Annotated in this window: 20 protein-coding genes; 6 read left to right on the forward strand and 14 right to left on the reverse strand. The window is 59.6% G+C overall.

The genetic code is table 11. The features are described from left to right. From thiM to CKV89_RS00020, 4 genes are read left to right on the forward strand one after another with little or no spacing between them, the layout of a single operon-like run. Complete coding sequence (thiM, locus tag CKV89_RS00005; RefSeq protein WP_051277234.1) at positions 1-843, forward strand: hydroxyethylthiazole kinase; 843 nt, start codon at positions 1-3, stop codon at positions 841-843. After that, positions 840-1,493: a thiamine phosphate synthase gene (thiE, locus tag CKV89_RS00010; protein WP_028326797.1), complete on the forward strand. Its 654-nt coding sequence runs from the start codon at positions 840-842 to the stop codon at positions 1,491-1,493. The genes thiM and thiE overlap by 4 nt, the downstream gene beginning before the upstream one ends. A 20-nt stretch (positions 1,494-1,513) precedes the next feature. Continuing rightward, on the forward strand, positions 1,514-2,353 hold the full coding sequence (gene thiD / locus CKV89_RS00015; protein ID WP_028326798.1) for a bifunctional hydroxymethylpyrimidine kinase/phosphomethylpyrimidine kinase: 840 nt from the start codon (positions 1,514-1,516) through the stop codon (positions 2,351-2,353). Continuing rightward, complete coding sequence (locus CKV89_RS00020; protein ID WP_028326799.1) at positions 2,353-3,036, forward strand: TenA family protein; 684 nt, start codon at positions 2,353-2,355, stop codon at positions 3,034-3,036. Before thiD ends, CKV89_RS00020 begins: the two co-directional genes overlap by 1 nt. A gap of 104 nt (positions 3,037-3,140) precedes the next feature. Here CKV89_RS00020 and CKV89_RS00025 read toward each other — a convergent pair whose 3' ends face one another. The 9 genes from CKV89_RS00025 to CKV89_RS00065 form a co-directional block, all read right to left on the reverse strand. Beyond that, positions 3,141-4,865: a Cys-Gln thioester bond-forming surface protein gene (locus CKV89_RS00025; protein WP_028326800.1), complete on the reverse strand. Its 1,725-nt coding sequence runs from the start codon at positions 4,863-4,865 to the stop codon at positions 3,141-3,143. Positions 4,866-5,340: 475 nt separating this feature from the next. After that, positions 5,341-6,816, reverse strand: coding sequence for an amino acid permease (locus CKV89_RS00030; RefSeq protein ID WP_051277236.1), 1,476 nt, complete (start codon positions 6,814-6,816; stop codon positions 5,341-5,343). Between the two features lie 223 nt (positions 6,817-7,039). Continuing rightward, entirely contained in the window at positions 7,040-8,488 is a 1,449-nt protein-coding gene (locus CKV89_RS00035) for a S8 family peptidase (protein ID WP_084440891.1), read from the reverse strand. 155 nt (positions 8,489-8,643) lie between these two features. Then, a complete protein-coding gene (gene clpB / locus CKV89_RS00040; RefSeq protein ID WP_034400458.1) occupies positions 8,644-11,298 on the reverse strand; it encodes an ATP-dependent chaperone ClpB in 2,655 nt (884 codons plus the stop codon). Positions 11,299-11,528: 230 nt separating this feature from the next. After that, positions 11,529-11,795: a hypothetical protein gene (locus CKV89_RS00045; protein ID WP_154657596.1), complete on the reverse strand. Its 267-nt coding sequence runs from the start codon at positions 11,793-11,795 to the stop codon at positions 11,529-11,531. A 527-nt stretch (positions 11,796-12,322) separates the two neighbouring features. After that, a complete protein-coding gene (locus CKV89_RS00050) occupies positions 12,323-13,261 on the reverse strand; it encodes a homoserine O-succinyltransferase (RefSeq protein ID WP_051277238.1) in 939 nt (312 codons plus the stop codon). 209 nt (positions 13,262-13,470) lie between these two features. Further along, complete coding sequence (locus CKV89_RS00055) at positions 13,471-13,896, reverse strand: DUF1049 domain-containing protein (RefSeq protein ID WP_028326803.1); 426 nt, start codon at positions 13,894-13,896, stop codon at positions 13,471-13,473. A 138-nt stretch (positions 13,897-14,034) separates the two neighbouring features. Next, entirely contained in the window at positions 14,035-14,640 is a 606-nt protein-coding gene (locus tag CKV89_RS00060; RefSeq protein ID WP_028326804.1) for a malonic semialdehyde reductase, read from the reverse strand. A 155-nt stretch (positions 14,641-14,795) separates the two neighbouring features. Further along, positions 14,796-15,602 carry a DeoR/GlpR family DNA-binding transcription regulator gene (locus CKV89_RS00065; RefSeq protein ID WP_051277240.1) on the reverse strand — a complete coding sequence of 269 codons (807 nt, stop codon included), beginning with the start codon at positions 15,600-15,602 and terminating at the stop codon, positions 14,796-14,798. 119 nt (positions 15,603-15,721) lie between these two features. Here CKV89_RS00065 and CKV89_RS00070 point away from each other — a divergent pair, with 119 nt between their 5' ends. Beyond that, positions 15,722-17,005 (forward strand): YbiU family protein, encoded by a 1,284-nt coding sequence (locus CKV89_RS00070; RefSeq protein ID WP_051277242.1) that lies wholly within the window; start codon positions 15,722-15,724, stop codon positions 17,003-17,005. A gap of 8 nt (positions 17,006-17,013) precedes the next feature. Here CKV89_RS00070 and CKV89_RS00075 read toward each other — a convergent pair whose 3' ends face one another. From CKV89_RS00075 to CKV89_RS00095, 5 genes are read right to left on the reverse strand one after another with little or no spacing between them, the layout of a single operon-like run. Beyond that, positions 17,014-18,006, reverse strand: a complete 993-nt coding sequence (locus CKV89_RS00075) for a 4Fe-4S dicluster domain-containing protein (RefSeq protein WP_028326807.1) — start codon at positions 18,004-18,006, stop codon at positions 17,014-17,016. Next, positions 18,006-18,713 carry a TorD/DmsD family molecular chaperone gene (locus tag CKV89_RS00080; RefSeq protein WP_051277244.1) on the reverse strand — a complete coding sequence of 236 codons (708 nt, stop codon included), beginning with the start codon at positions 18,711-18,713 and terminating at the stop codon, positions 18,006-18,008. Before CKV89_RS00080 ends, CKV89_RS00075 begins: the two co-directional genes overlap by 1 nt. Beyond that, positions 18,710-19,771, reverse strand: a complete 1,062-nt coding sequence (locus CKV89_RS00085) for a dimethyl sulfoxide reductase anchor subunit family protein (RefSeq protein WP_051277246.1) — start codon at positions 19,769-19,771, stop codon at positions 18,710-18,712. Before CKV89_RS00085 ends, CKV89_RS00080 begins: the two co-directional genes overlap by 4 nt. A 4-nt stretch (positions 19,772-19,775) precedes the next feature. Then, positions 19,776-20,384 (reverse strand): DMSO/selenate family reductase complex B subunit, encoded by a 609-nt coding sequence (locus CKV89_RS00090; RefSeq protein ID WP_028326808.1) that lies wholly within the window; start codon positions 20,382-20,384, stop codon positions 19,776-19,778. Between the two features lie 32 nt (positions 20,385-20,416). Next, the gene (locus CKV89_RS00095; RefSeq protein ID WP_231935399.1) at positions 20,417-22,831 is read right to left on the reverse strand and encodes a DMSO/selenate family reductase complex A subunit; all 2,415 of its coding nucleotides are present in this window, start codon (positions 22,829-22,831) and stop codon (positions 20,417-20,419) included. A 374-nt stretch (positions 22,832-23,205) separates the two neighbouring features. On the opposite strand from CKV89_RS00095, the gene gndA reads away from it, so the two are divergent. Next, the gene (gene gndA, locus CKV89_RS00100; RefSeq protein WP_084440892.1) at positions 23,206-24,705 is read left to right on the forward strand and encodes an NADP-dependent phosphogluconate dehydrogenase; all 1,500 of its coding nucleotides are present in this window, start codon (positions 23,206-23,208) and stop codon (positions 24,703-24,705) included. Positions 24,706-24,717: the final 12 nt, after the last annotated feature.

Here is a 24,717-nt window from a genome sequence, read left to right on the forward strand (position 1 = left end):
ATGATCACCACCCTGCCCGCAGAACCCATCACCCCCCAGCACATCGCCACCGCACACGAAGCGCTGCGCGCCAACAGCCCCCTGGTCCACTACCTCACCAACATCGTCGTAGCCAACACCACCGCCAACATCCTCCTCGCCGCCGGCGCAGCCCCCGCCGTCATCGATAACCCCCACGAAGCTGCCGCCTTCGCAACCATCGCATCCGGAGTGCTCATCAACCTCGGCACCCCCTACGAAGAAACCGTCACCGCCATGCGCGAAGCCGCCAACGGTGCACACAGCGCACACACCCCGTGGGTTCTTGACCCCGTCGCCGCAGGTGCACTGCCCTGGCGCACCAACATCGCCCGCGAGCTAGCCACCCACTCCCCCAGCATCATCCGCGGCAACGCCTCCGAAATCATGGGCCTCACTGGCGGTACAGGAGGACGCGGAGTCGACTCCACCGCTGCCACTGACGACGCCATCGAAGCAGCCATCGGCGCCTCACGCCAATACGACACCACTATCGCCATTTCCGGCGCCACCGACATCTTCATCACCACCACAGCAGAAGAAACCGCCGTCGTGCGAGGCAACAATGGTGTCCCTATGCTCGCCCGCGTCATCGGAACCGGCTGCTCTCTAGGAGCGCTGATGGCCGCATACGCCTCAGTAGCCAGCCCCCTCCTCGCCGCCGTCGCAGCCACCACCCATCTGAACATCGCGGGCGAAATCGCAGCCGAAAACAGCTCAGGGCCCGGATCCTTCGCCGTCAACCTACTCGACGCGCTCGACAACATCACCGCTGACCACATCACTAGCGGCGCCAACATCACCACCGAAACCATTCCCGCATGACCCGCCCCGACCTATCCGTCTACCTTGTCACTGACACCACAATGGCCGGTTCACGGCGCCTGCACGACATCGTTCAAGAGGCCGTCGCAGGCGGGGTAACCATTGTTCAAATACGTGACCCTCACGCTGAAGACCGTGCCTTTACTGAACTTGCCCGCAGTGTTGTGCACGCACTCACCGGCACCGGCATACCCGTCATCCTCAATGACCGTGTACACCTCGTTGCCGCCACCGGAGCAGACGGCGCCCACGTCGGACAATCCGACATGCCTGTCACCGAAGCGCGCACCATCCTGGGCCCCGACGCCATCCTCGGCTTGTCCATCACCCGCCCTGAAGATCTGGCCGCCGCCATGAACAAAGGTCCCGAGGCACTGACCCAACTCGACTACATCGGCGTAGGACCCATCCGCGACACCACCACCAAACCAGGACACGCACCAGCCACCGGTCTGGCCACACTCGCCGACATCATGGCCAAATCCCCGTGGCCTGGCGTAGCCATCGGCGGAATCACCGCAGCCGATGCCCCGGCCGTCCACGAAGCCGGAGCACACGGACTATGCGTCGTCAGCGCCATCATGAACGCGCCCAACCCGCACTCAGCTGCAAAAGAACTCGCCGCCGCCTGGCACACAGCCACCCACTAACCGTTTCCCCAAGGGACCCCATGAACACCCACCCAACCGCACTGACAATCGCTGGCTCTGACCCCTCTGGCGGCGCAGGAATCCAAGCCGACCTCAAAACTTTCTCGGCTCTAGGCGCTTACGGAAGCACCATCATCACCGCGCTCACCGCCCAAAACACCTGCAAAGTCACCGACGTACACCCCGTACCCGCCGACTTCATCCGCGCCCAATTCGACACTCTCACCAGCGATCTACACATCGACAGCATCAAAATCGGCATGCTCGCCACCCCAGCCATCGCCGATGAAGTCACAGACCTACTGGCCACCTACCAAAAAACCCGGGCCCGCCAACAACAGCCCCCCGCCTACATCGTTCTCGATCCCGTCATGGTCGCCACCAGCGGAGACAGCCTCATGGCCCCCAACACTCTGGAGGCACTCAAACGCCTCATACCCCTGGCCGACGTCATCACCCCCAACTTGCCCGAAGCAGCCACCCTGCTCAACACCACCCCTGCAACCACTATCGAAGCCATGCGGCACCAAGCAACCGCTCTGCTAGACCTGGGCACCACCGCCGTCATGCTCAAGGGCGGCCACCTCATCACTAACACCAGCGACACCACCGTCGACGTCTTCACCGACGCAACCGGAACCAGCGAACTGACTGGACCAGCCATAGCAACAACCAATACCCACGGCACAGGGTGCAGCCTCTCCTCGGCTCTAGCAGCTCTTCGCCCCCAGCAATCCGACTGGCATACCACCGCGGAACACGCCAAAACATGGCTTACCCACGCCCTCGAACACGCAGACGCCCTCGACATCGGCAACGGCCACGGCCCCGTGCATCACTTTCACGCCTGGTGGAACTAATGGACTCCACTGTTACCCAACAATGGTGGCAAGACACCGCTACCATCCGCGCAGAAATCGACCGGTTACCCTTCCTCAACGCCCTGGCCGATGGCACCCTTGAACACAGCATTTTTGTGGAATACCTCGCCCAAGACGCGCACTATTTACGCGACTACGGCCGAGTCATGGCGATGCTGTCAGCGATAGCACCTACCAGGAAAGCCTCCGTTTTTTGGGCCACAACAGCTGCAGAGTCTCTCGAGACTGAACAGCTTCTACACGACTCACATTTGTCCTACATCACTGCAGAAAGCTTCCCCGCACCCTCGCCCACGTGCGTGATGTACACGAGCTTCCTCCTGGCTGAAGCAACCCGTGGAAACTACGCAACTCTATCAGCAGCTGTGCTTCCTTGCTTCTGCGTCTATGACGATGTCGGTCGCAGACTCGCCGCGCGCGTGCGCGCAACGCGACCTCATGAGACGGATCTTGCTTGGCATCCTTACGGCGATTGGATCAGCACCTACGAAGATGATGCTTTCAGCGCCTCTGCTGCGAATGCCTCAGCTTTAGTGAATGAAGCTGCAATAACAGCCACCGCAGCAGTACGTGCGCGCATGCGCGAGGTCTACATCATGGCTACTCGATGTGAATGGATGTTTTGGCAAGCAGCTTGGCGGCAAGAACGGTGGCCGGTCTAACTGACTGTCCTGTAAGTCCTCATGACGTAGAGAGGCTGCCCACCCCGTACTACGGGTGGGCAGCCTCTCTAGCAGTTGCTAACTGAGTTGATTGTTAGTTCAGATCAGCCTCGGGCAAAGAATTTCTGCACCGTCTTCTTAGCGGTGCCCCACGCGTTCTTAGCAGTGGCGCCCTTACCAAGCTCCCATGCGATGACGTGGGTGCGTCCTGCAGCAGAGGAAGCCAGCTTGCTTGCGGTGTTGACGTCGCCGATCTTCGCGCTGGTTTTGGCGTTGATCGCTTTCATGATGTCAGCGTGGCTAGCGTTGGCTGGCACCGTGACAGTGACGATCTGCCAGGCAGAGCGGCCCCACATGAACTTGTCCTCGCGGTACTTCAGTACACCGTCGTTATCCAAAGCGGCGACACCACGTGCCTGGACCGCGTTCTGTGGCATGTAGCGGTCAACCTGGAAGGTGCGAGTCACCATCGGGGTGGCTGCTTTACGAACCTTCTTGGGCTGTTCGGCGCGGTTTTTTTCCTTGCGTGGGGCTGCTGGTGCCGGGGTGGAAGGAGCAGGAGTGGTCGGGGCGGTGGGCTCGACCGGAGCAGGGGCAGCCGGGGTGGTTGGCACAACTGGTGCCGGTGCTGGGGTGGTGGGCTGGACCGGTGCCGGTGTTGTAGGAACAACTGGTGCTGGGGTGACAGGGGCAGTCGGTGCCGGAGTGGTTGGCTCAACTGGAGCAGGAGCAGCTGGTTCTGCGGTCCAGTTAATCGTGGTTTTTGCCATGACGTGTTGTGTTACTGCCTTGGCTGTGATGAGGGACTGGCTGCCCTTGGCGTACCAGACTGTTCCAACTGGTGAAGGCTGTCCTTGGGCATCGGCTGAGATTTCCACTGATCCTGCGGCAGCGCTGCTTGGAACTGCTAGCTGCATCGTGGTGCCATCGGTGACTGCGGTGAGTTTGACGTCTCCGGTGTATTCCTTGCCCGAGACGGTAAGGGTCGCGCCTTCGGGCAGAGAGACGTTGACGTTGGCGGGTGCAGTGGATTTGAGGGTGAGGGGTTTGAATACGTTGCCAGCGACGTTGGTGCTGTTTGCGTTTTGGAAGAAGATTGAGGGAGTGACGTTCTCGACGACGGGAGCTTTTTCGGCGCGCTCGATCAGACGCTGGTAGGCCTCGTAAATGTCGATCTGGCTGCCGTCGGCGAAACGTCCGATGCGGGTGTGGTTTGCCTCGTCGATCCAGTTGTCGGAGAGGTCAATACCGTTCGCGAAGTGCCAGATAGCCAGCTGGGTGGCGTCGCGCATGGCGCGGTTGAGGTCTTTTTCGCTGTAGGTGCTGCCGTCGGCGTAGGTGGGTAGTTCCATGCCGAGTGAGGCGAAAACCTCACGTGCAGGCTTTTGGGGGTAGGAGTTAGCCAGGAGCCACAGGACTTTGTGTTTGTTTGCAGACCAGGAAGCGCGACGCTCGGCGGTTTTTGCTTGTGAGGTGTAGGTTTCCCAGTCTTGTGCGGAGTAGGCGCCACGGACGCCGGCGATGCTGTCCAGGATTGGGGTGTCGACTTCGATGCAGTAGGCGTAGATTTCCTGGCCGGAGTCATCGCCACGCAGCTGCAGGATCAGTGGTGCGACAGCCTCGTTCATTGCTTTGTCTTGAAGGATGTACTGGTTGCCGTTGCCGAGTGCTTGGAGGAACGTGGCGGTGTTGTCTGTGGCGGTGGCTTCGGCAGCGTGAGCGTGGGGTGCGAATTGGCTGTTCATGCCGACCATGGCTGCGGCGATGCTTAGGGCGGCGATAGCGCGTTTGCTGGTGGTGATGGCTCGTGCGTTGGTGGTGATGCTCATGGTGTTCCTCTTTCGTGCGGGCGGGTGGTCGCCCGCTGTGCTGAGTGTTCGGTGTCGTGGTAGCCACGACACCGTGGCTTCCCCCTGTGGTCGGCGTGGAGTTTCCGCTGCCGGTCGCTGCGTTTTTCCCCTCTTGCGGCGACACCAACCTGATCGACCGTCCTGATCGGGACTTGAGCAGTCGTCCGATAAAAAAGTGAGGAAAGTTGTTCACTCGTCCTACTCGGCGGCCATAAAAATGGCTTGATTTATCGAATTCGCCTGTGCTGGATGTTTTTTGTTTTTCAGGCCGGAGTGAGTGACTTGTGTCTAAGACGTGCGTTCAAGTCGCGTATGCGCTCATGTGGTGGCGGGTGCTGTACGTCTGTCTTATTGACGAAGGTGGCGGTCGGCTTACTTCGAGGGGTTGGGGAACATAGCGAGGGCGCCCATCCGGTAGTGGATGGGCGCCCTGGTGTGATGGTGGTCGGGGCTGTTAGGCCGTGGGTTGGGTTTGGGGGGTTTGTGTGTCCTTGTTGGTGGTGTTTTTGCGGACAAAGACCCAGGCCACGCCGAGGAAGAGGAACCAGAAGGGGGTTACTAGAAGCGCTTGGAGGGTGTCAGTTTCTTGGGTGAGTAGGACAAGAACGAATGCGAAGAAAGCCAGCACTACCCAGCACATGGGGACGCCACCGGGCATTTTGAATGCGGATGCTGCGTGTGCTTCGGGGTGGCGTTTGCGGTAGACCATGTAGCTGCACAGGATGAGCGTCCATACGAAAATGAATAGGACGGCTGAGATGGTGGTGACGACGGTGAAAGCTCCCATGATGGTGTCGCTGGCGAGTAAGAAGACTGCGCAGGCCACCAGGGCAACGGAGAGGAAGAGTCCATTTTGGGGGACTTTGCGGCTGGAGAGTTTCCCGAATGCTGCTGGGGCCATTTTGTTGTGTGCCAGGCCGTAGAGCATTCGTGAAGTGGAGAAGATGCCGGAGTTCGCGGAGCTGGAGGCAGAGGTGAGAACAACGAAGTTCATGATGGAGGCTGCTCCGGCAAAGCCGACGAGCTGGAACATGTTCACGAATGGGGATACGGCGGGGTTGATCTGGTCCCAGGGGGTCACGGTCATGATGGCCATGAGCGCGAAGACGTAGAACAAGACGACGCGGATCGGGATGGAGTTGATGGCTTTGGGCAGGCTGCGTTGCGGGTCGGCTGTTTCGGCGGCGGTGGTTCCTACGAGTTCAATTCCGACGAAGGCGAATACGGCGATCTGAAAACCTGCGAAGAATCCGGGCAGGCCATGGGGGAAGAGGCCGCCGGGCCGGTCCCATAGGTGGGTGAATGAGGCTTTGATGCCTTCGGGTGAGGTGAATCCAACAACTGCCAGGAAGATCCCTAGCGCGATGAGTACGACGATCGCGATGACTTTGATGATGGCGAACCAGAATTCGAGTTCACCGAAGAGTTTGACTGTCAGGAGATTCAAGCCCAGAAGGCCTAAGAGAGTGATGAGGGATAGGGCGATTGCTAGTGGGGTCAAGACGTCGGGGTCGGGGCCGTGGACCCAAAAGTTCCAATAGCCAGCCACGGCGATGACGTCGGCCATGCCGGTGACGACCCAGCAGAGCCAGTAGGTCCATCCGGAGAAAAACCCAGCCCAGGGGCCGAGGAATTCGGCAGCGAAGTCTTGGAATGACTTGTATTCGAGGTTGTGCAGGAGTAGTTCGCCCATGGCGCGCATGACGAAGAAGAGCATCACGCCGATGATGAGGTAGACGAACATGATGGATGGTCCAGCGACGCTGATGGTTTTGCCTGAACCCATGAACAGGCCGGTACCGATAGCGCCACCGATGGCGATGAGTTGGATGTGGCGGTTGGTGAGGCTTCGCTCCAGGGTTATCTGGGCATCGCTGTGGCCGCTGAAGTGGTGGGCGCTGTGGCTGCCCTGGGGTGGGGTATCAGTCATTTGCCATCGCATTCTCGTGAGGGCACGGCGGGTGCACCGTGGTGGGGGTCACATCGTTGTGACACCAGTAACACGCATTAAATAACGAATGACTGGTTGGTGGCACGAAACTGCGCAATGAGATATCTGGGTTTCGGTGATGGTGTGTATGCATGAGAACGGGCCCGTCTCGGGAAAGGAGAGGTGTTCTCCCTAGAGACGGGCCCGCGTTCTCGAGCGCGTGTCAGCGCAGTTTGTCGGCGGCTTTGAGCGCGGCCGGGGCGTTTACTTCACCGTGTCCGAAGTAGTTGGTGAGTTTTCCTTTGGCGCGGCAGGGCTGCTCGGTGCTGATCTTCCCGGACTTGGCGCAGGTGCGGGGCTTTGCGCTTTCTTCGAGGATCTTCTCGATTTGGTCTGGGGTGGCGTTGGGCAGTTTCTGCTTGACCAAGGCAGCGACAGCGGACACTGCTGGGGAGGAGAAAGACGTGCCCGCGTTCTGCTCGTACTCCCCCGGGACGGTGGCGAATACGCCGGATCCGCGGGCGGTGAGGTCGACGACTCCCAGGCCGGAGCTGGAAGAAACAGCGACGGTGCCGTCTTCATCGAGTTCGCCGACACCAAGGACGCCAGGAACCTCAGCAAGGAGTGCTTTCAGGCGCGAGGACAGCGGCGGCAGGTTGCGCTCGGCGTTCGACGGCGGAATGTGGGGCTTGTCGGAGAGGTCTTCGCCGGAGTTTCCGGTGGCGGCGATGTTGAGCACTCCGTGCTTGCGGGACCAGTCGTATGCCTTGTTCACTGCGGTGATGGCGGGGCCTTGGTCTGGGTCTTTGGGGTCCCAGAGGGCGCGGCGGGTGGCTTTAACGTTGTCCAAGCCGTAGGAGTGGTTAACGATGGGCAGTTTGTATTTGACTGCTTGCATCGCGGCACAGATGGAGGCTTCGGGGTAGATGTTGCCGTTGTCGGAGACGACGCGCATGGCAACTACCTGGGCTTTAGGGGCAATGCCGACCATGCCAGCACCGTCTCGCACGGCGGTCATGATGGAGGAAACCATCGTGCCGTGGGTGTCTCCCTTGGCGCTGGGGCGCCAGAGGTCGTTGCCGCCTTGCCACACACCTGCTGCGGTGCACGAGCCGGAGCGGGTTTTGTCGATGCGTCCGGCGAGTTCGTTGTGCTCGTCGTAGACACCGTCGTCGGCGACGCCAATGGTCACGCCGGAGCCGTCAGCTCCCTTAGGCAGGGAGGTTGCTCCAACGAACTGGGTGAGTTCGCCAGGCTTTTCAGCTTTCTTGGGTGGCGCGACTTTTTTGCGGGGCTGGCGTGGTTTTTCCTTCTGGACCGCGCCTGCTGCACCGACGGACTGGATGCCGGGCACCTTGCGGATCTGCTGGACGATGCTCTTGACCTTGGCTTCGGGGGCAACACCGACGGTTACACCGATTTCTGGCCAGGAGGTGGCGTAGGTTGCGCCAGCTTTCTTGATGGCTTCGGTGGCGGTTTTAGTGCCTTTTTCGCCGGGTTCGGTGTTGATGATGAAGCTGTGGCCAGCCGGGATTTTGCCAGCGGTTTTCGTGGTGTGCGCGGCTGGCGGAGCTTCTGGCTGGGAGGCAGCTCCGGCCGTGGGTGCGAATGCCAGGGGTGAGATAAGAGCAACAGCGGAGGCGATCACTAAGGATCTGCGGATCATCTTCATGAGGAAAACTCCTGTGGGAGAGTGCGAATAGCTATATGTTCGCCCACATTGCTCACACTATGTTCACAGTGGACTCACACTCGTGGGTCACACCGGTTTTTTTGCTGCGTACAGCATTTGGCGCTGCGAGTTTTCTGCTCGCAGCGCCAAATTCGTTACTGCTCGATTGCGCGGTCTTCGACGATTTCGGCATCGACGACGTCGTCTTCGGCAGTGGGATTGGTTGGTGTGGTTTCGCGGGGTTGTGGCAGGAGCACTAGTCCGTTGAATTCATTGTTGGGGTCGCTGTCTACCAGGACACATTGTCCGTCTCGTACCTCACCGGCGAGGATGAGCCGTGCTAGTGGGTCTCCGATTTCTTTTTGCACTAGGCGTTTCAGCGGCCGGGCTCCGAAGGCTGGGTCATAGCCGGTGAGTGCGAGCCATTCACGTGCGGCGTCGCTGACTTCGAGGATGATGCGGCGGTCTTTCAGGCGTGCGGCCAGGGAGTTGACTTGCAGGTCGACGATGTTGCCGAGCTCTTCGGTGTTGAGGGGTTCGAAGATCACGACTTCATCGAGCCTGTTGACGAACTCGGGTTTGAAGGCTGCTCTAACGGCCCCCATGACGGCGTCGTGTTTGGCGTCGTCGGTCAGGGCGTCTTCGAGGAGGTATTGGCTGCCCAGGTTTGAGGTCATGACGAGGATGGCGTTGCGGAAGTCGACGGTGCGTCCTTGTCCGTCGGTGAGGCGTCCGTCGTCGAGGACTTGCAGGAGGATGTCGAATGTTTCGGGGTGGGCTTTTTCGACTTCGTCCAGGAGGATGACGCAGTAGGGGCGGCGGCGGACGGCTTCGGTGAGTTGTCCGCCTTCTTCGTAGCCGACATAGCCAGGGGGTGCTCCGATGAGTCGGGCTACTGCGTGGCGCTCGGAGTATTCCGACATGTCGATGCGGACCATTGCGTGTTCGTCATCAAAGAGGAAGTCGGCCAGAGATTTGGCGAGTTCGGTTTTGCCTACGCCGGTGGGGCCTAGGAAGAGGAAGGACCCGGTGGGGCGGTCGGGGTCGGCGATGCCGGCGCGGCTGCGGCGTACGGCGTCACTGACGGCGGCGACGGCTTTGTGTTGGCCGATGAGTCGTTGACCGATGTGGTCTTCCATGTGGAGGAGTTTTTCTGTTTCTCCTTGCAGGAGGCGTCCTGTTGGGATGCCGGTCCAGGCGGCGATGACTTCGGCGATGTCGTCGTAGGTGACTTCTTCTTTGAGCATGGGCTCAGGTGTTTCGGTGTTTTCTTGGTTGCGTTGTGCTTCGTCGATTTGGGCTTGGAGTCGTGGGATTTGGCCGTAGAGCAGGGGGGCTGCTTCGTCGAGTTTGCCGTCGCGCAGGAGGATGTCTGCTTTGATGCGCAGGTCATCGAGGGTGGCTTTGAGTTCGCCGACTTGGTTGAGTCCTGCTTTTTCGGCTTCCCAGCGGGCGTTGAGTGCGGCGAGTTGTTCGTTTTTGTCGGCTAGGTCGCTGCGTAGGCGGGCGAGGCGTTCTTTGGATGCGTCGTCGTCTTCGCGGGCGAGGTGGAGTTCTTCCATTTTGAGGCGGTCGACGTTGCGGCGCAGTTCGTCGATTTCTTCCGGTGAGGAGTCGATTTCCATGCGCAGGCGGGAGGCTGCTTCGTCGACCAGATCAATGGCTTTGTCGGGGAGTTTCCGGTTTTGGATGTAGCGGTTGGATAGAGCGGAGGCTGCTACGAGGGCAGAATCGGCGATAGCGACTTTGTGGTGGGCTTCGTAGCGTTCTTTGAGCCCGCGGAGGATGGCGATGGTGTCTTCGACGGTGGGTTCACCGACGAAGACTTGCTGGAAGCGGCGTTCGAGAGCTGCGTCTTTTTCGATGTGCTTGCGGTATTCGTCGAGTGTGGTGGCGCCGACCAGGCGTAGTTCACCGCGGGCCAGGAGTGGTTTAATCATGTTGCCGGCGTCCATGGCGCCTTCTCCGGACCCGCCAGCACCGACGATGGTGTGGATTTCGTCGATGAAGGTGATGAGGCGTCCTTCAGATCGGCGGATTTCGTCTAGGACGCTTTTGAGGCGTTCTTCGAATTCGCCTCGGTATTTCGCGCCGGCGACCATGGAGGATAGGTCTAGGGCGATAAGTTTCTTGTCGCGGAGGGATTCGGGGACGTCTCCGGCGACGATGCGTTGGGCTAGGCCTTCTACGACGGCTGTTTTCCCGACGCCGGGTTCACCGATGAGGACGGGGTTGTTTTTGGTGCGGCGGGAGAGGACTTGGATGACGCGACGGATTTCGGCGTCACGGCCAATGACGGGGTCGAGTTTCCCGGCGCGAGCGACTTTGGTGAGGTCGGTTCCGTATTTTTCGAGAGCGTTGAAGGTGTCTTCGCCTGATTCGGTGGTGACTTTGCCGCCGCCTCGCATCTGAGGGATGAGCTGGTCGATGGTTTCGGCTGCGAGGCCGAATTGGCCGGTGCGGGCGATGGCCAGGAGTAGGTGGTCGGTGGCGATGAAGGTGTCTCCCATTGATTCCATGATTTTTTGGGCTTGGTCGAGCATGCTCATGGCCGCGCGGGAGAGGTTGGGGTTGGCCAGGCTGCTACCGGAGGCTGTGGGAAGTTTGGCTAGTTCGCGTTCGGCGGTGGCGCGGGCGTCGCGCAGGGATGATCCGCTTGCATCGAGGAGCGGTCCGGTGGTGGTTTCGGGTTGTTGAGCCAGAGCGAGAAGGAAGTGAGCTGGCTCGATGTGGGGGTGTCCCGATGCCGCAGCGTTGCGAGTGGCGGCGGAGAAAGCTTCTTGGGCTTTTGTGGTGAGTTGAAGGTTCATGAGCGTTTGGCTCCTTCTGAGTGAAAGTTCTAGCCGCGCCACTTCTGCTCGGCCAGGTCCTTCTGCGCCTGGTGTTCTCAGAATAGCGCTCCTGTTGGCATCAACCTCAAGCAAGTTGCGTCTATTCCGCTCAACTTTGGTTTTTTTGTGATTCAGGCTCCACACGAACGCGGTGTGGCGCGGAGGTTTCCCTCCGCTCCACACCGCGTTCACCGCCACACGCCCCCTACTTAGACCGCTCCACTCACGAGTAGAACGAAGGCATACAGCACTCCTGCAGTTGCGGGGACAAGCCCCCAGAGATTTACGCGGAATCCGTCCCATTCTTCATCACGCATACAGACCCAAGAACGGTATGCGGCAATAACGAATGCGAGCATGAAAAAGATGACAGCGATTTTGGAAATACCGAGATAGTGCAAAATAGCCGCCAGTGCTACCACAGTTATCGGATAAAGCCATCCGTGTTGGTTTTCCTGGACTGCGTCCCTACTCATCACATTGTTTTCCACCGCGACCAAAACTCCCACAGCCTTCTTCAATTGAGAAATTCAATTACCGAGGATCTGACGCATAGATCCTTCGGAGGCTGCCTCTTGTGCCCTGCCCCGCATGCAACGACCCCACGCCACGCAGGCAGACACCCCCGACTTGACGTCAAACCTGGCAAAGAGGGGTTCAGTCTATCTAGTTCCCTTGCGGCTCATCAACGCTGCCGTCCCCCTACTCAGCGCACCTCACCCTGCACCAGCACTGCCGCGCACCTAGTCCGCCATTACCGTTACGCAACCCCACAAACACCCCTCCACCCGCGAATATCTGATTTCCAGTTCCCCAATGCGGAGAAAGCGCACCACCCACTAAGAACAGAAATACACCAAATTCCCATCCAGGTATCAGGATAAAAACAGGTTTTCTGCACAATGCCAGCTGTACCGAAAAAACACACCAACAAACAGATCAGAAATCTGCCATGAGCTGCCCCATCCCAGCATCAGCGAGATGGGGCAACTCCCCCACCCGTTCAGCGCACCCCCAAACCTCCAACAGGAAAAGCAGGCGCTTCATACGGCGTACCTTGGTAAACACAGTGGTTAAGCCAGTTCGCATAAAGAAGGAAGGCATGCGCTCGCCACGAGACAATCGGGTCACGCGTCGGATCATCGCCAGGGAAGTACCCATGCGGCGGACGAATAGACAACCCTCTGGCACGGTCCCGCTCCCATTCACCGCGCAGGGTGTCACGCTCGTACTCCGGGTGCCCCGTCACGTAGAACGCACGCCCATCCTTGCGACCTGCCAAGTAGAGACCGGCTTCATCGGACTCGGCAAGAATCTCCAGCTCATCCACAAGCGCAACATCGTCGGTACGCGTGGCCGTATGCCGAGAGTGCGGGGCAGGAAAGTATTCGTCGAACCCAGATAGCAGCGGCGAGGTTGGCTTCACAACACGGTGTTGAAACACCCCAAACATCTTCTCAGGGAGGTCGTATTTGGGGATTCCATAGTCGACATACAGGGCCGCCTGTGCACCCCAACAAATGTTTAACGTTGAATAAACGCTCTCTTTGGACCACGCGAGAACTTCAGTCAATTCACCCCAATAGTCCACCGCCTCGAAGGGCATTTTCTCCACTGGCGCACCAGTGATAATCAGACCATCGAACCACTCATCTTTGACCTGCGTGAACGTGCGATAGAACGCCCGCATATGTTCTGGCGGAGTGTTGCGGGTGTGGTGCGAGCTCATGTTGAGCAGAGAAATCTCTACCTGCAGTGGCGTGTTGCCCAGCAGGCGCAACAGGTGGGTTTCGGTATCGATTTTTAAAGGCATGAGGTTGAGGATCGCGATCCGCAGCGGACGGATGTCCTGGCGCGCGGCGCGCTCCTGGGACATAACGAACACGTTCTCTGCTTCGAGCACCCTGCGCGCTGGCAAGCTGTGCGGAATATTGACCGGCATCGTTCCCCCTCGACGATGCACCCCGTATCTCGGCGTGCAGTGGCATCCCCAGTGTTCTCATCGGTTGCGGAGTCATTTTCCCGCGATCTACGGGCCACTTCGAAACCACATGTGTTTCGCCTATTCCATCTTGCTTACCCCGTGGATGCAGTGGAGCCCGCCTCAAATGTTCGAGGCGGGCTCCACTAGGGCACATGGTGCGTGTGGTGTTATCGAGTGGGAGGCAGCTGCTCTCCGTCGCTGTCCGGGTTCCCCAAACGGCCTGGGTGCTCCTGAGCAACAGGCGGCTCCACTCGCGGCTGGGAGCCTGTGGCGGCGCGCTCTTCGTGCTCATCAAGATGGGCGCGTGTCTCGGCCAGCTCAGCTGCTTGTTCACGCTCGCGACGTTCCATTTGGCGACGCTCACGATGCGACTGATAGCGGCGCTTGGTTGCAAAAAACGCCATCCATACGCCCAACATCATGAGCAGCATCGCGATAGCGCCGAGAACAAACATGGTGGCCGGGGTGATTGACAACGTGTTGCTGAACAGGTCAACGGTCACGGCGGGTGCTGTCTCACCTGAGGCAGCCCACAGGCAAAAACCAGCGATGCCAAGGGCCAGAAACATGAGAACCGAACCGAGTACTGCCATACGTGTCTCCTTGCGGGGCTGAGCGGACAAACGACATATCCGCGAACGTGAGGTGGGCGATCGCGACCACAGTACCGACCTTCATGAGCAACATCGCAGACCCGCGGCCGTTTCTTGGCGCCGTTGTTGTGCTTTTGTTCAGACAGAGCTGAGGACCTCTTCGAACGCCAGGCGCTTGTTTCGTGGGTGGTATGAGGATGTTTCGGGGTAGCCGACGTTGGCGACGATGAGTGGTTCTACCCGCTCGTCTGGGAAGAATTCTTTTGCGATGGAGGGGAAGTCCGCGCCTGTCATTGGGGCCACGGCTAGCCCGGCAGCGCGCAACGCCACGATCCAGTAGGCGATCGACAAGGTGGCGTTCATGTGAGCTGTGGGGATTCTTCCTTGACGCCCGAGTTTTTCAAACATGGTGTGAGCGTCTTTGTAGGCGGGGAATTGTTCGGGCGCGTGTTCGTGGAAGTCTAGGTCGGCGGCGAAGATGAGCGTTAGCGGCGCGGTTCGTGTTTTTTCTTTGTTGCCGCCAGACATGTGCTCAACCAGTGCGTCCCGACGTTGTGGGGAACGTACTGCCATAACGCGCAGGGGCTGCAGGTTCATGGAGGTGGGGCCCCATTTTGCCAGCTCATAAACCTGGCGGAGTTGTTCGTCGGTGACTGGCTGGTCGGTGAATGCGTTGGGGGTGCGAGCTTGGCGGAACAGAAGGTCTTGTGCCGCCGGGTCAAGCTCAAAAACGGTTTGGGTCATCCCCCACCATAACTCCAGCTTTTTGAGTGCTCTGGCTGGTTGGTTACTGGCGGATCTAGGTGGGGGTAACTATCCAGCCCAGGAGTTACCTGCGTGGTTGGGTGGGGCACGCTCGAAAGTTGAGTTGTGGTGGTTGTGGGTGTGCTGTTGGAGGGTCAGTCGTTGTGTTCGGCGGGGACGGTGGTGACGTCTACGCCGCAGGAGCACAGTTCGGCGAGTGCTTCTTCGCTGATGTTGGCGTCAGTGAAGACGCGTCCGACGGCAGTGGGTGAGCATAGGTGAATTGGTGCGCGTGTTCCGAATTTGCTGGAGTCGGTGAGGACGACGATTTCTTCGGCTTGGGCTGCCATGGCGCGTACTGCTTCGGCGCGGGCGATGTCGCGGCCGCAAAAGCCGCGACCTGTATCGAATCCGTCGATGCCAATGAAGCATGAGGTGACGTGGAAGTTTCGTGCTGCTGCAGCGACGAGTGGACCCACCATCACTTGGGAGCGGGTTTGGTATTCGCCGCCGAGGACGATGATGTGGGGTGCGGTGGTGTCGCGGACGAAGTCGGCGATGAAGGTGGAGTTGGTGATGATGGTGATGTCACGGTCTGCAGCACAGAGTTCTTCGGCGAATAGCGCTGCGGTGGATCCTGATTCGACCAAAATAGTTTCGCCGTCGGGGACGGTCTGTGCTGCGGCTCGCGCGATTCGGGATTTCACTGTGAAACCGGAGGCGAGGCGGGCTCGTATGTCGTCGCCGGCGTTGGCGACGGCGGCTCCGTGTTCGCGGCATAGTAGGCCTTGTCGGGTGAGTTCGTCGAGGTCTTTGCGGACGGTGACTTGGCTGACGCCCAGGAGTGCTGCGAGTTCTCCGACTTCGATACGGCCTCGTTGGGTGACGATGTCTAGTGCGCGGTCACGGCGTCCATCAAGGCCTCGGGATGCGGAGGCCGTTGTGCCTCTTGTTCGCTCCATAGCAGAAGCATAAACTTTCGCTTGAAATCAAAATTGTTTCGAGTGCAGTGCCGTGTCGGTGGAGATGGGGTCACGACCACCGCCCTTACAGTGGCCGGCCCGGTAGGGAAAGGCACGTAATGACCGACACCATCAACGACCTGCCACCAATACCTGCTTCGGCAGCTCCCACCGATGTCAAGGCAGCAATCCGGGCTGCGAAACACGTCATCTGCGCTGAAATCGGCGATCCGCAGGCCGCGTACGCCGCGATGATGGCTCACCTACGCCCTGGCTTGGAAGAGATCATTGCTGCGCGGGACGCCGGGAAACCGGTATGGCCTGAACTGACGTACAGCCAGATCGCTACTGGAACAGTCAGTAATGCCGAACGTGCACTGATCCACGCGCGTGGCTGCCTTGTCATACGCGGCCATTTCTCCCCAGAGCAAGCTCTGGACTGGGATGCCCAGCTCGAGGAATATGTCGACTCCAATAATTTCGCTGGCATCTACCGCGGCGCTGGAGACAACTTTTTCGGGAATACCTCTGCCTCTAAACCTGCGATATACCCCATCTACTGGTCTGTTCCGCAAATGCAGGCGCGTCAGTGCGAGCGCATGGCCACTGCCCAGTCGTTCCTCAACCGCTTGTGGACCTACGAGTCTGCGGGGACACGATGGTTCGATCCGGACTGCAGCATCATCTATCCCGATCGCATCCGTCGCCGTGCTCCTGGCACTGATAACGGCGGCTTGGGCGCCCACTGTGATTCCGGATCGCTTGAACGTTGGCTGCTGCCTGCCTACCGGCGGGTGTATGCCGACCTGTACAGCGGTCATCCTGAGAATTACGACCCGTGGAACGCTGCCCACCGGACACAGATACACGAATATGAAGGCGGCACCACTAAATGCTCAGTGTTCCGCACTTTCCAGGGGTGGACAGCTCTATCTGACATGCGCAATGACCAGGGTGTACTCCACACTGTGCCTATTCCTGAGGCGTTGGGCAGTGTCTTGTTGCGGGCGCTGTTGCCAGATGTTGCTGATGACGAGCTCTGTGGTGTTGAACCCCGCATGGTTTTGGCTGTTCTTCAAAAGTGGCATCCGGAGCTTCATGCCGCGTTGACTCCTATCCCTGATCTGCGTGCTGGGGATTCGGTGTGGTGGCACGCTGACCTCATCCACTCTGTCGCTGCAGTGCAAAACCAAGTTGGTTGGGGCAACGTCATGTACATTCCTGCTGCCCCGCTGTGCGAGAAAAACATCATCTATGCCCGCCATACCTACCGCGATTTTCTTGCTGGTCGTTCACCACGTGATTTCCCGGCCGAGCATTACGAAACGAATTGGTCTGGCAGGTTCACCGCCGATCAGCTCACTGCGCTCGGGCGACGCGCTTTTGGCCTGGAGCACGAGTGAGGAGGCTGTCACTGGGTGAGGTGTGCGGGCAGCGTTGATCCGAAAGGATTTTTTCTTCGATAGGCGCACACCTGGCAGAGTCCACCTGCATCGATAGGCGTGGGGGCGCAGCAACGCACGCACGCAGTCACTGCCTGTTGGGCAACGGGCAGGACTCCTCCCCGTAGTTGATCACTCCAGCGGGCGTGCCGACGCACCGTGAGCACGTGGGATGGGCAGGCCTGGACGCAGTGACGGCATCCAGAGCAGGCCCCGATGCTCTCGGTCAACACTGCGGTTCCCTCGCCAACAACCTGCAGGTCTAGGGCTTTTTCCGGGCAGGTTCGTACGCAGGTGCCGCACGCATTGCATCCGGGAGCCGCCAGCATCACTGCTGGGGCAGCGGTGGCGGCCGCGGCCGCGGCGTCGGGCAGTCGCTGCCCGGTGGTTTCATGCAAGTTCATAAGAGCGGTGATGAGGTCGTTGTGCTCGGATGCTTGTGGGTGGGGCAGAGCGCTCTGGGCTGGTGCGCCAACGAGGGTGCGGCGCGAGACCGGCATGGATTTGCCTTCGAGCAGCGGTATCGGCGGGGTGGGGCGGCTGGTGGCAGGTGGCAGTGATGTCCACACCTGGAGCAAAGGTGTGCCTGGAATTTTCTGCTCTGTTTCGGGCGAGGTGGTGTTTGTGTCACGCATGAGGGCCAGGAGGTCATTCATTCGTGCATGCACTTGGTCAGGGCGAGTGCATCCGTCGATGAGCAGGCGCACGCCGGCTGCGCCATCGGCCAGGATGTGCACCACCTGGCTGCGGCGCACGTGGGCTAGGCATCCTGGTGCCCGGATGACAACCGCTTCTGGGCGGGCACGGGTAACCGCATATGCGGTGTCGTGCGGGTGTGGATGTTCTGCACATATCAGCACCACTTCAATTCCGGCTGATCTGCTTTGTAGCCACTGTCGTACTGCACCGAGTTCTGTCGTCGCAGCAGCAGGAGCTTGCGGGGTGGTGTGCAGGGTTGGCATCACAGTGGCCTGCTGGGCTGTAGGAGGGCTGGGGCTGCGTCCAGGAGTGCAGCGGTGGCAGCGGCCACTGCTCGGTAAAAGGTGGTGTGGGCGCGGGCGCGCACTAGTGCACAAAAGTCTGGAGCCCACGGCAGCAGGTGGGTGGCGGTGAATTGGCGAGCGCCTTGAGCGTAGATGGCTGCGGACTGGGTGTCACCTTCTTCTAGGCAGTCTGATGCCCATGTGGCTAGGGTCGCGAGGAACTCTAGTTCGAGGCCGATGTGGTCATCGGGTTCTTTGCCTTGTCGGGGTGCGCTGAGCCCATAGTGCTGATACCAGGCGCGCACATCGAGGGTTTCTGGTTCGAACAGCAACCCTTCGGCAGATGTGTGTACTGATTCGTAAGAGGCGGCTTCCATACGTCCCGGGCCAACGAACAGGCGCTGGTGATCGGCGGCTACGGCGTCTACGTCATGCGGACCGGCGAGGTCGTGTAGTGCTGCCTGGCTTGATGCGTCTGTAGGCGGTAGTGGCCAGGTGTGTGGGAGGTCTTCGGCGTGGAGGTTCTCCAGAACGTCAGCGCCAGCTGGTGCCAGGAACCAGCGAGATAGGGGTGTTGCTGTGGCGGCGAGCTGGATCAGGTTCTCAAAGGCAGGTGGGGCGGGCAGCGGCCCTGTGGGGGTGTCTGAGCCGAGGGCTGGCCAGGGTAGCGGTGTCGGGGGATTCATATCCCGACCCGGAACATCGAGGTGTAGAACTGCGATCGGGCGATGAACTCGGCAACGAACACGAGGACGAACGCGACAGTCATGACCAGTGCAACCTGCTCAGTGTGCCCCCATTGGAGCTGTGCTTTCGAGGTGAGAGTGTCTCCTCCTGATGAATAAGTTCCTGTCTTGGGGTCTGCCAGGCGGAAAAGGAACAGTCCGAGCAGCCCTGCCCCTAGAACAGTCATCGTGAATCGGACGATGGCTGCTGCTCCGGTATAGGCCTGTGCGCTGTTCAGAGCGATCTGTGTGGGTTCAACTGTCAATAGGTGCGTGAAGATAAGCACGTACCAAGCGATTTGTAGAACGAGTAGCACGATCCCGGCGACAGCGATGCCACGCAGGCAGCTGAGAATGAGGCGAGTGCCTGCTTCGGAAGTGGCTTTGCCGCCGAGGCGTTCAACGATTGACAGGTGGGCCCGTGTGCGGGAAATCTCTTCCAGGCGAGTCACCATGGGGCTGCTATACATTCCGCGGCGACGCAGCATCGTGACCGTAACGAATGCGGTACCGATAGCGAAGGCACCCAACAGCAGTGTTGTTGTAGCGAATTGAGCGAACGTCAACCATGTGGCCCATACCGGAACCGTGGGCAAAGAGATATAAACCATGCTCATCGAAATGATGAGCAGCACCCCACAGGTCGCGGCAACGAATGCGAGCACTTGCCGTACTGCGGCTGACCCGATTCGGAAAAGTTGGCAGGCTGTGTAGAGGAAGCCTGTGCCGGCGAATAGCATGCCCGAGACGATTTCTCGGCTCAGCCACGATGTTTCTAGGTGTCGGAACACATTGAAGACGTGGAATACGTCGTTCATGTGGAACATGGAGGCTCCTAGCCCAAGGAGCAGAGTTGCTCCGACAGCTAGTACGGCTGGATCGCTGATTTCTTCGACTGCGTGGGTGTCGTAGCCGCGTAGCCGGGCAACGGTGTTGATCACGCCGAGCACGATGAACGCGCCCACGGACATCTGTGCCAGGACGGTGAACGTGATCATGGGCAGTTCGTGCATGTTCATCGGTTCAGATCTCCTCGAGGTTGGCTATCTCACCGGTTCCGGCGTTCCATTCCTGCGCGTTCTTGTGAGGTTTGACAACGAGGTTGGGGCGGGTGGTCGAGGGGTCGGGCAGGGGCGCGGTGGCCATGCCTGGCCCGAATTTCTTTTTCAGTTCGCTGATTTCTCCCCATGCCAATGCTCGGGATGGGCAGGCTGCCACGCAGGCGGGGTCTTTGCCTGCTTGGCGGTAGTCGTAGCAGCCGTCGCATTTGCTCATGTGGCCGCTTTCGGCGTTGAACTGGGGCGCCGAGTAGGGGCAGGCCCATTCGCAGTATCGGCAGCCGACGCATTTGCTTGCTTCGACGTAGACGATGCCGTCTTGGCGCACTGTCATGGCAGTGGTTGGGCAGACTTCAACGCAGATCGGGTCGGCGCAGTGGTTGCACGAAATTGAGGTGTAGTAGGAGAACACGTTAGGGGTGAGCGTTTCGCCTTGTCTGGACCAGCTTCCCCCGGTGTATTCCACAACTCGTCGCCATTTCACGCCTATGGGCAGGCTGTGTTTGTCTTTGCAAGCGATTTGGCACGCCTTGCAGCCGTTGCAGGCGCTCTGGTCGAACGCGAATCCCTGCATGAGAGGCCTCTTTTTCTTTCAGTGCTGCGGTTTTAGACGGGGGCGCCGTAGCGCGGCGATGGTGCACCGGCTTGTGCTGGCGCATCGGTGGCTTTAGCGACTTGGGCCAGCACTGTGTGCTGGGCGTTGCCTTTGGCGTAGGGGGTACGGTGCATGCTGGTCAGGACGTTGACGGCGCCGCCGTGGTCGGTTCCGTCTGGTCCGCGTTCCAGCCAAGCGCCTTGGGGAACGCTGAGGACGCCGGGCATGATCCGTGGGGTCACCATGACGCGGAGGGTGATTTTTCCGCGGTCGTTCCACACTGCGATGCGGTCATCGGTTTTGATGCCGCGCTCGGCTGCATCCAGCGGGTTCATCCACGCTTTCTGTGGGTGGGCTTCGCGGTTGTTGGCGAGGTTTCCGTAGGTGGAGTGGGTGCGGCCTTTGAAGTGGTGACCGATGACTTGAAGCGGGTAGCGCTTGTCTGTCTTCGCGGCGGTCGCGCCCTCCCAGGTGTCGATGTGCATTGGGATGGCGGTGATGATGTCGCCGGGCAGTCGCGGCTCGGGGAAAGTCCAGGTTTTCGCCATTTCCCATAGTTGGGTGGAGAAGATCTCGATTTTCCCTGATGGGGTGGGAAGTTTGTTTTTTTCGGGGTCTTCGCGGAAGTCTTTGAGCGCTACGGTCATGCCCTCGGGGTTGTGGTAGCGGTGTACGCCTTTCTTACGGAGGGTGTCGAAGTCAGGGAAGTCGGGGTGTTCTTTGACTGTTTCGGCTTGCATGTGCCGAGCCCATTCTTCGAGGGTGCGGCCCTCGGTGAATTGTTTTTCGATGCCCATCCGCTTAGCGATCTCGGTGCACATTTCGTAGGCGGGTTTGGAGTCAAAGAGTGGCTCGATGGCTTTCTCCGCCATGATCAGGTAGGCCATGTCGCCGGTGTATTCGCTGGGAACAAGGTCCCAACGTTCTGCTGTGGTGGTGTCTGGCAGGACGAGGTCGGCCAGGTGCGCCGAGGCCGTCATCTGGTTATCAACAACGCAGATGAACTCTGCAAGTGACTCGTCGGTAAGGATTTTTTTGGTGCGGTTGATGTCGCCGTGTTGGCTGGCGAGCATGTTGCCGCCGTAGGACAGGATGAACTTAATGTTCGATTTCAGGCGTTCACCGCCGCGTACGCCATCTGAGATGGCAGTCATTTCGGTACCGCGGGTGATGGCATCGGTCCAGCTGTAGAAGCTGATTGAGGTTTTGACGGGGTTGTCGCCGTCGGGGAACCACTTCGTGACGGGCCAGTAGTAGCCTTCGCGTCCGCCGGTACCGCCGCCGGGGATGCCGACCTGGCCAATCATGGCGGCAAGGGTGTAGATGGCGCGGGCTTGGTTCTCGCCGTTGGCGTGGCGTTGAGGTCCCCAGCCTTGGGTGATGTTGGTTGGTTTGGTGGTGGCGACTTCCCGAGCGAACGCGATGATGGTCTGTTCGGGGACGCCGGTGATTTTCGCGGCCCAGGCTGGGGTTTTGGGGGTTTTGTCTGGCCCTTTGCCCAGGATGTAGCTCTCGTAGGAGTTTCCTTCGGGGATGCCTTCGGGCATGTGGTCTTCGTCGAAGCCTTGGCAGTAGGTGTCAAGGAATTCTTTGTCGTGAAGCTTCTCGGTGATCATCACGTGTGCCATCCCGGCCACGAGGGCGGCGTCGGTGCCTGGGCGAGGGGCGATCCACTGATCAGCCAGGACGGTCCCGGAGTCGGAGTAGCGGGGATCCACGAGGATTACTTTGAGTCCCTTTTTCTTGGCCAAGAGTGAGGTGTAGGTGTTTCCGCCTCCAGACATGCGGGTTTCTTGGGGGTTGTTGCCCCACAGCACGAGCAGCCGCGAATGTGTGGCTGCGTCTTCGAAGGAGTTCGACATCTGCTCATCGGTGTTACCGAATTGGAAGATCGAGGCCGAGTTGAGGTTGCCGTAGCTGTAGTTGGCGTAATAGCCCAGGTGCCCGCCAAGCAGGTTGAACAGGCGCGGCCACCCGCCGGAGTAACCGAGGTGGGCGTTCCATGTACCCGATCCGTAGGTTTTGAAGATTGCTTCGTTGCCGTAGGTGTCGATGGTGTGCTTCAGCTTCTTGGCGAAAAGGTCAAAGGCTTCGTTCCAGGAGATTTCTTGCCATTTGCCTTCGCCGCGCTTGCCGACACGTTTAAGGGGTTTTTTGATGCGGTCGGGGTTGTAGATGCGCTGGCGCATGTTGCGTCCGCGTACGCAGGCCCGGATCTGCCGGTTGAGTAGTGAGTCGTCGCCGGTGTTGTCGGGCAGAACCCGCACCACCGTTCCGTTCTCTACTTGCAGCCGCAGAGGGCAGCGCGAACCGCAGTTAATTACGCACGCTGACCAGACAGTACGGCCGTTGACTGCTACGCCTTTAGCTTCGTCTGGGATGGGGGCAGGGCTGGCGGGGGCCTGCGGGCGTGCGCACCCGCTCATCAGGGCGACTCCACCCCCAGCGATCGCTGACCATTTCAGGACAGAGCGCCGGGCGATTGGCGTTTTTAACGGGCGGGTTTTGTCCATCTGTCCGCATCCTTCACTGACCAGACCGCTGCGTGTTTGCACGTCAAGCTTTTGTTGAACCTGTGAGAGGTTTCTTGATTCTGAGAGTAAAGATGCATTCGGGCTGTAGATCCCGGTGGGACAGCTTTGAGGAGATGTTGAGAGATTCTTCACAGGCACCAACTGCAGTGGCAGCCTGTCTGTGTGCTGGCCGCTCAGGTGGGCCTTGCTCACCCACACTTCCGCACGTCTCATACTCCTCATAGCCTTGTTCGCTCTTGAACACGACCATCAGCAAGGAGAACTCGATGACTGACGCCCCCACCACCTGCACCGGCGGATCCGCGCAGGGGCTCACGCCAGATGGCAAAGCCGAGGTCGGCGTCATCGGTATGGCAGTCATGGGCAGCAGCCTGGCCCGCAACATGGCTCGCCACGGCTACGCGGTCGCTATTTATAACCGCACCTTGGCCAAGACCGACGAGGTTGTTCGTGAATACGGCCACGAGGGCACCTTCGTGGCCGCCCAGACCTTGGAAGAGTTCGTTTCTTCACTGACCAGCCCACGACGGATCGTGATCATGGTGCAGGCTGGGCGAGGCACGGACGCCGTCATTGACGAGTTGATACCCCTGCTGGACAAAGACGACATCGTTGTTGATGGCGGTAATGCCTTTTTTAAAGACACCCGCCGCCGTGAGAAAAAGCTCGCCGATGCCGGGTTCCGTTTCATTGGTGCGGGGATCTCCGGTGGTGAAGTCGGTGCCCTTGAAGGCCCTTCGATCATGCCTGGTGGCCCAGCTTCCAGCTACGCACTCATGGGCCCCATCCTTGAAGACATCTCCGCCAAAGTTGATGGGCAGCCATGCTGTACCTACATCGGTGCTGACGGGGCTGGCCACTTCGTGAAAATGGTGCACAACGGCATCGAATATGCCGACATGCAGTTCATCGGCGAAGCCTACGAACTCCTCAAAGCCCTGGGCCTGTCCGCCGATGAAATGGCCGACACTTTCGCCTCGTGGAACTGCGGCGACCTGGACTCTTACCTCGTTGAGATCACCTCCGAGGTGCTGCGACACAAAGACCCGAAAACGGGCACGCCCCTGGTGGATCTGATCGTTGACGCCGCCGGGATGAAAGGCACCGGCACGTGGACTGTCCAGTCCGCTCTGAACCTGGGCACGCCGGTCAACTCCATCAGCGAAGCCGTGTTTGCTCGCGCTATCTCCAGTCACGGTGAGCTGCGTGAGCATGCACAGGCAGCTTTGGAAGGCCCGGACCGCACTTTGCCTGCCGACCTGGATCGAGAAGCTTTCATCAATGACATCCGGGACGCCCTATGGAGCGCCAAAGTCATCGCTTACGCCCAAGGCCTCGACGAAATCCGCACCGCTGCCCGCGAATACGGGTGGCAGATCGACGTGGCTGCGGTTGCTTCGATTTGGCGAGCCGGGTGCATCATCCGTGCCGCGCTACTCCAACGCATCTCCGATGAGTACGCCGCGAACAATCTCATCACTTTGCTCGAAGCTCCCTCTATCGCCGCTGGCCTGGCCAAAAACCAGGACGCGTGGCGCCGAGTTGTCGCAACTGCCGCGAGCGCTGGCGTGCCTATTCCTGGGTTCAGCTCTGCCCTGGCCTATTACGACCAGGTCCGTTCCCCTCGCCTCAATGCTGCGCTCACTCAGGGGTTGCGTGACTACTTCGGGGCACACACCTACCGCCGCATTGATGGCGGTGAGGCTTCGTTCCATACGTTGTGGTCTGGTGACCGCAGCGAGATCAACACCTCTACCGGCCACTGATTCCCGGTTTTC

This window comes from Dermatophilus congolensis, from assembly GCF_900187045.1.
GTDB lineage: Bacteria > Actinomycetota > Actinomycetes > Actinomycetales > Dermatophilaceae > Dermatophilus > Dermatophilus congolensis.

Excerpts from the sequence above, each read along its gene's own strand:
- CKV89_RS00080 (WP_051277244.1), bottom strand. The coding sequence starts at position 18,713 with ATGAATCCCCCGACACCGCTACCCTGGCCAGCCCTCGGCTCAGACACC.
- CKV89_RS00095 (WP_231935399.1), bottom strand. The coding sequence starts at position 22,831 with ATGAGCGGGTGCGCACGCCCGCAGGCCCCCGCCAGCCCTGCCCCCATC.
- thiD (WP_028326798.1), top strand. The coding sequence starts at position 1,514 with ATGAACACCCACCCAACCGCACTGACAATCGCTGGCTCTGACCCCTCT.
- CKV89_RS00050 (WP_051277238.1), bottom strand. The coding sequence starts at position 13,261 with ATGCCGGTCAATATTCCGCACAGCTTGCCAGCGCGCAGGGTGCTCGAA.
- CKV89_RS00060 (WP_028326804.1), bottom strand. The coding sequence starts at position 14,640 with ATGACCCAAACCGTTTTTGAGCTTGACCCGGCGGCACAAGACCTTCTG.
- thiE (WP_028326797.1), top strand. The coding sequence starts at position 840 with ATGACCCGCCCCGACCTATCCGTCTACCTTGTCACTGACACCACAATG.
- CKV89_RS00025 (WP_028326800.1), bottom strand. The coding sequence starts at position 4,865 with ATGAGCATCACCACCAACGCACGAGCCATCACCACCAGCAAACGCGCT.
- CKV89_RS00045 (WP_154657596.1), bottom strand. The coding sequence starts at position 11,795 with ATGAGTAGGGACGCAGTCCAGGAAAACCAACACGGATGGCTTTATCCG.
- CKV89_RS00085 (WP_051277246.1), bottom strand. The coding sequence starts at position 19,771 with ATGAACATGCACGAACTGCCCATGATCACGTTCACCGTCCTGGCACAG.
- CKV89_RS00035 (WP_084440891.1), bottom strand. The coding sequence starts at position 8,488 with ATGAAGATGATCCGCAGATCCTTAGTGATCGCCTCCGCTGTTGCTCTT.
- CKV89_RS00030 (WP_051277236.1), bottom strand. The coding sequence starts at position 6,816 with ATGACTGATACCCCACCCCAGGGCAGCCACAGCGCCCACCACTTCAGC.
- CKV89_RS00090 (WP_028326808.1), bottom strand. The coding sequence starts at position 20,384 with ATGCAGGGATTCGCGTTCGACCAGAGCGCCTGCAACGGCTGCAAGGCG.
- CKV89_RS00070 (WP_051277242.1), top strand. The coding sequence starts at position 15,722 with ATGACCGACACCATCAACGACCTGCCACCAATACCTGCTTCGGCAGCT.
- clpB (WP_034400458.1), bottom strand. The coding sequence starts at position 11,298 with ATGAACCTTCAACTCACCACAAAAGCCCAAGAAGCTTTCTCCGCCGCC.
- CKV89_RS00055 (WP_028326803.1), bottom strand. The coding sequence starts at position 13,896 with ATGGCAGTACTCGGTTCGGTTCTCATGTTTCTGGCCCTTGGCATCGCT.
- CKV89_RS00065 (WP_051277240.1), bottom strand. The coding sequence starts at position 15,602 with ATGGAGCGAACAAGAGGCACAACGGCCTCCGCATCCCGAGGCCTTGAT.
- gndA (WP_084440892.1), top strand. The coding sequence starts at position 23,206 with ATGACTGACGCCCCCACCACCTGCACCGGCGGATCCGCGCAGGGGCTC.
- thiM (WP_051277234.1), top strand. The coding sequence starts at position 1 with ATGATCACCACCCTGCCCGCAGAACCCATCACCCCCCAGCACATCGCC.
- CKV89_RS00020 (WP_028326799.1), top strand. The coding sequence starts at position 2,353 with ATGGACTCCACTGTTACCCAACAATGGTGGCAAGACACCGCTACCATC.
- CKV89_RS00075 (WP_028326807.1), bottom strand. The coding sequence starts at position 18,006 with ATGCCAACCCTGCACACCACCCCGCAAGCTCCTGCTGCTGCGACGACA.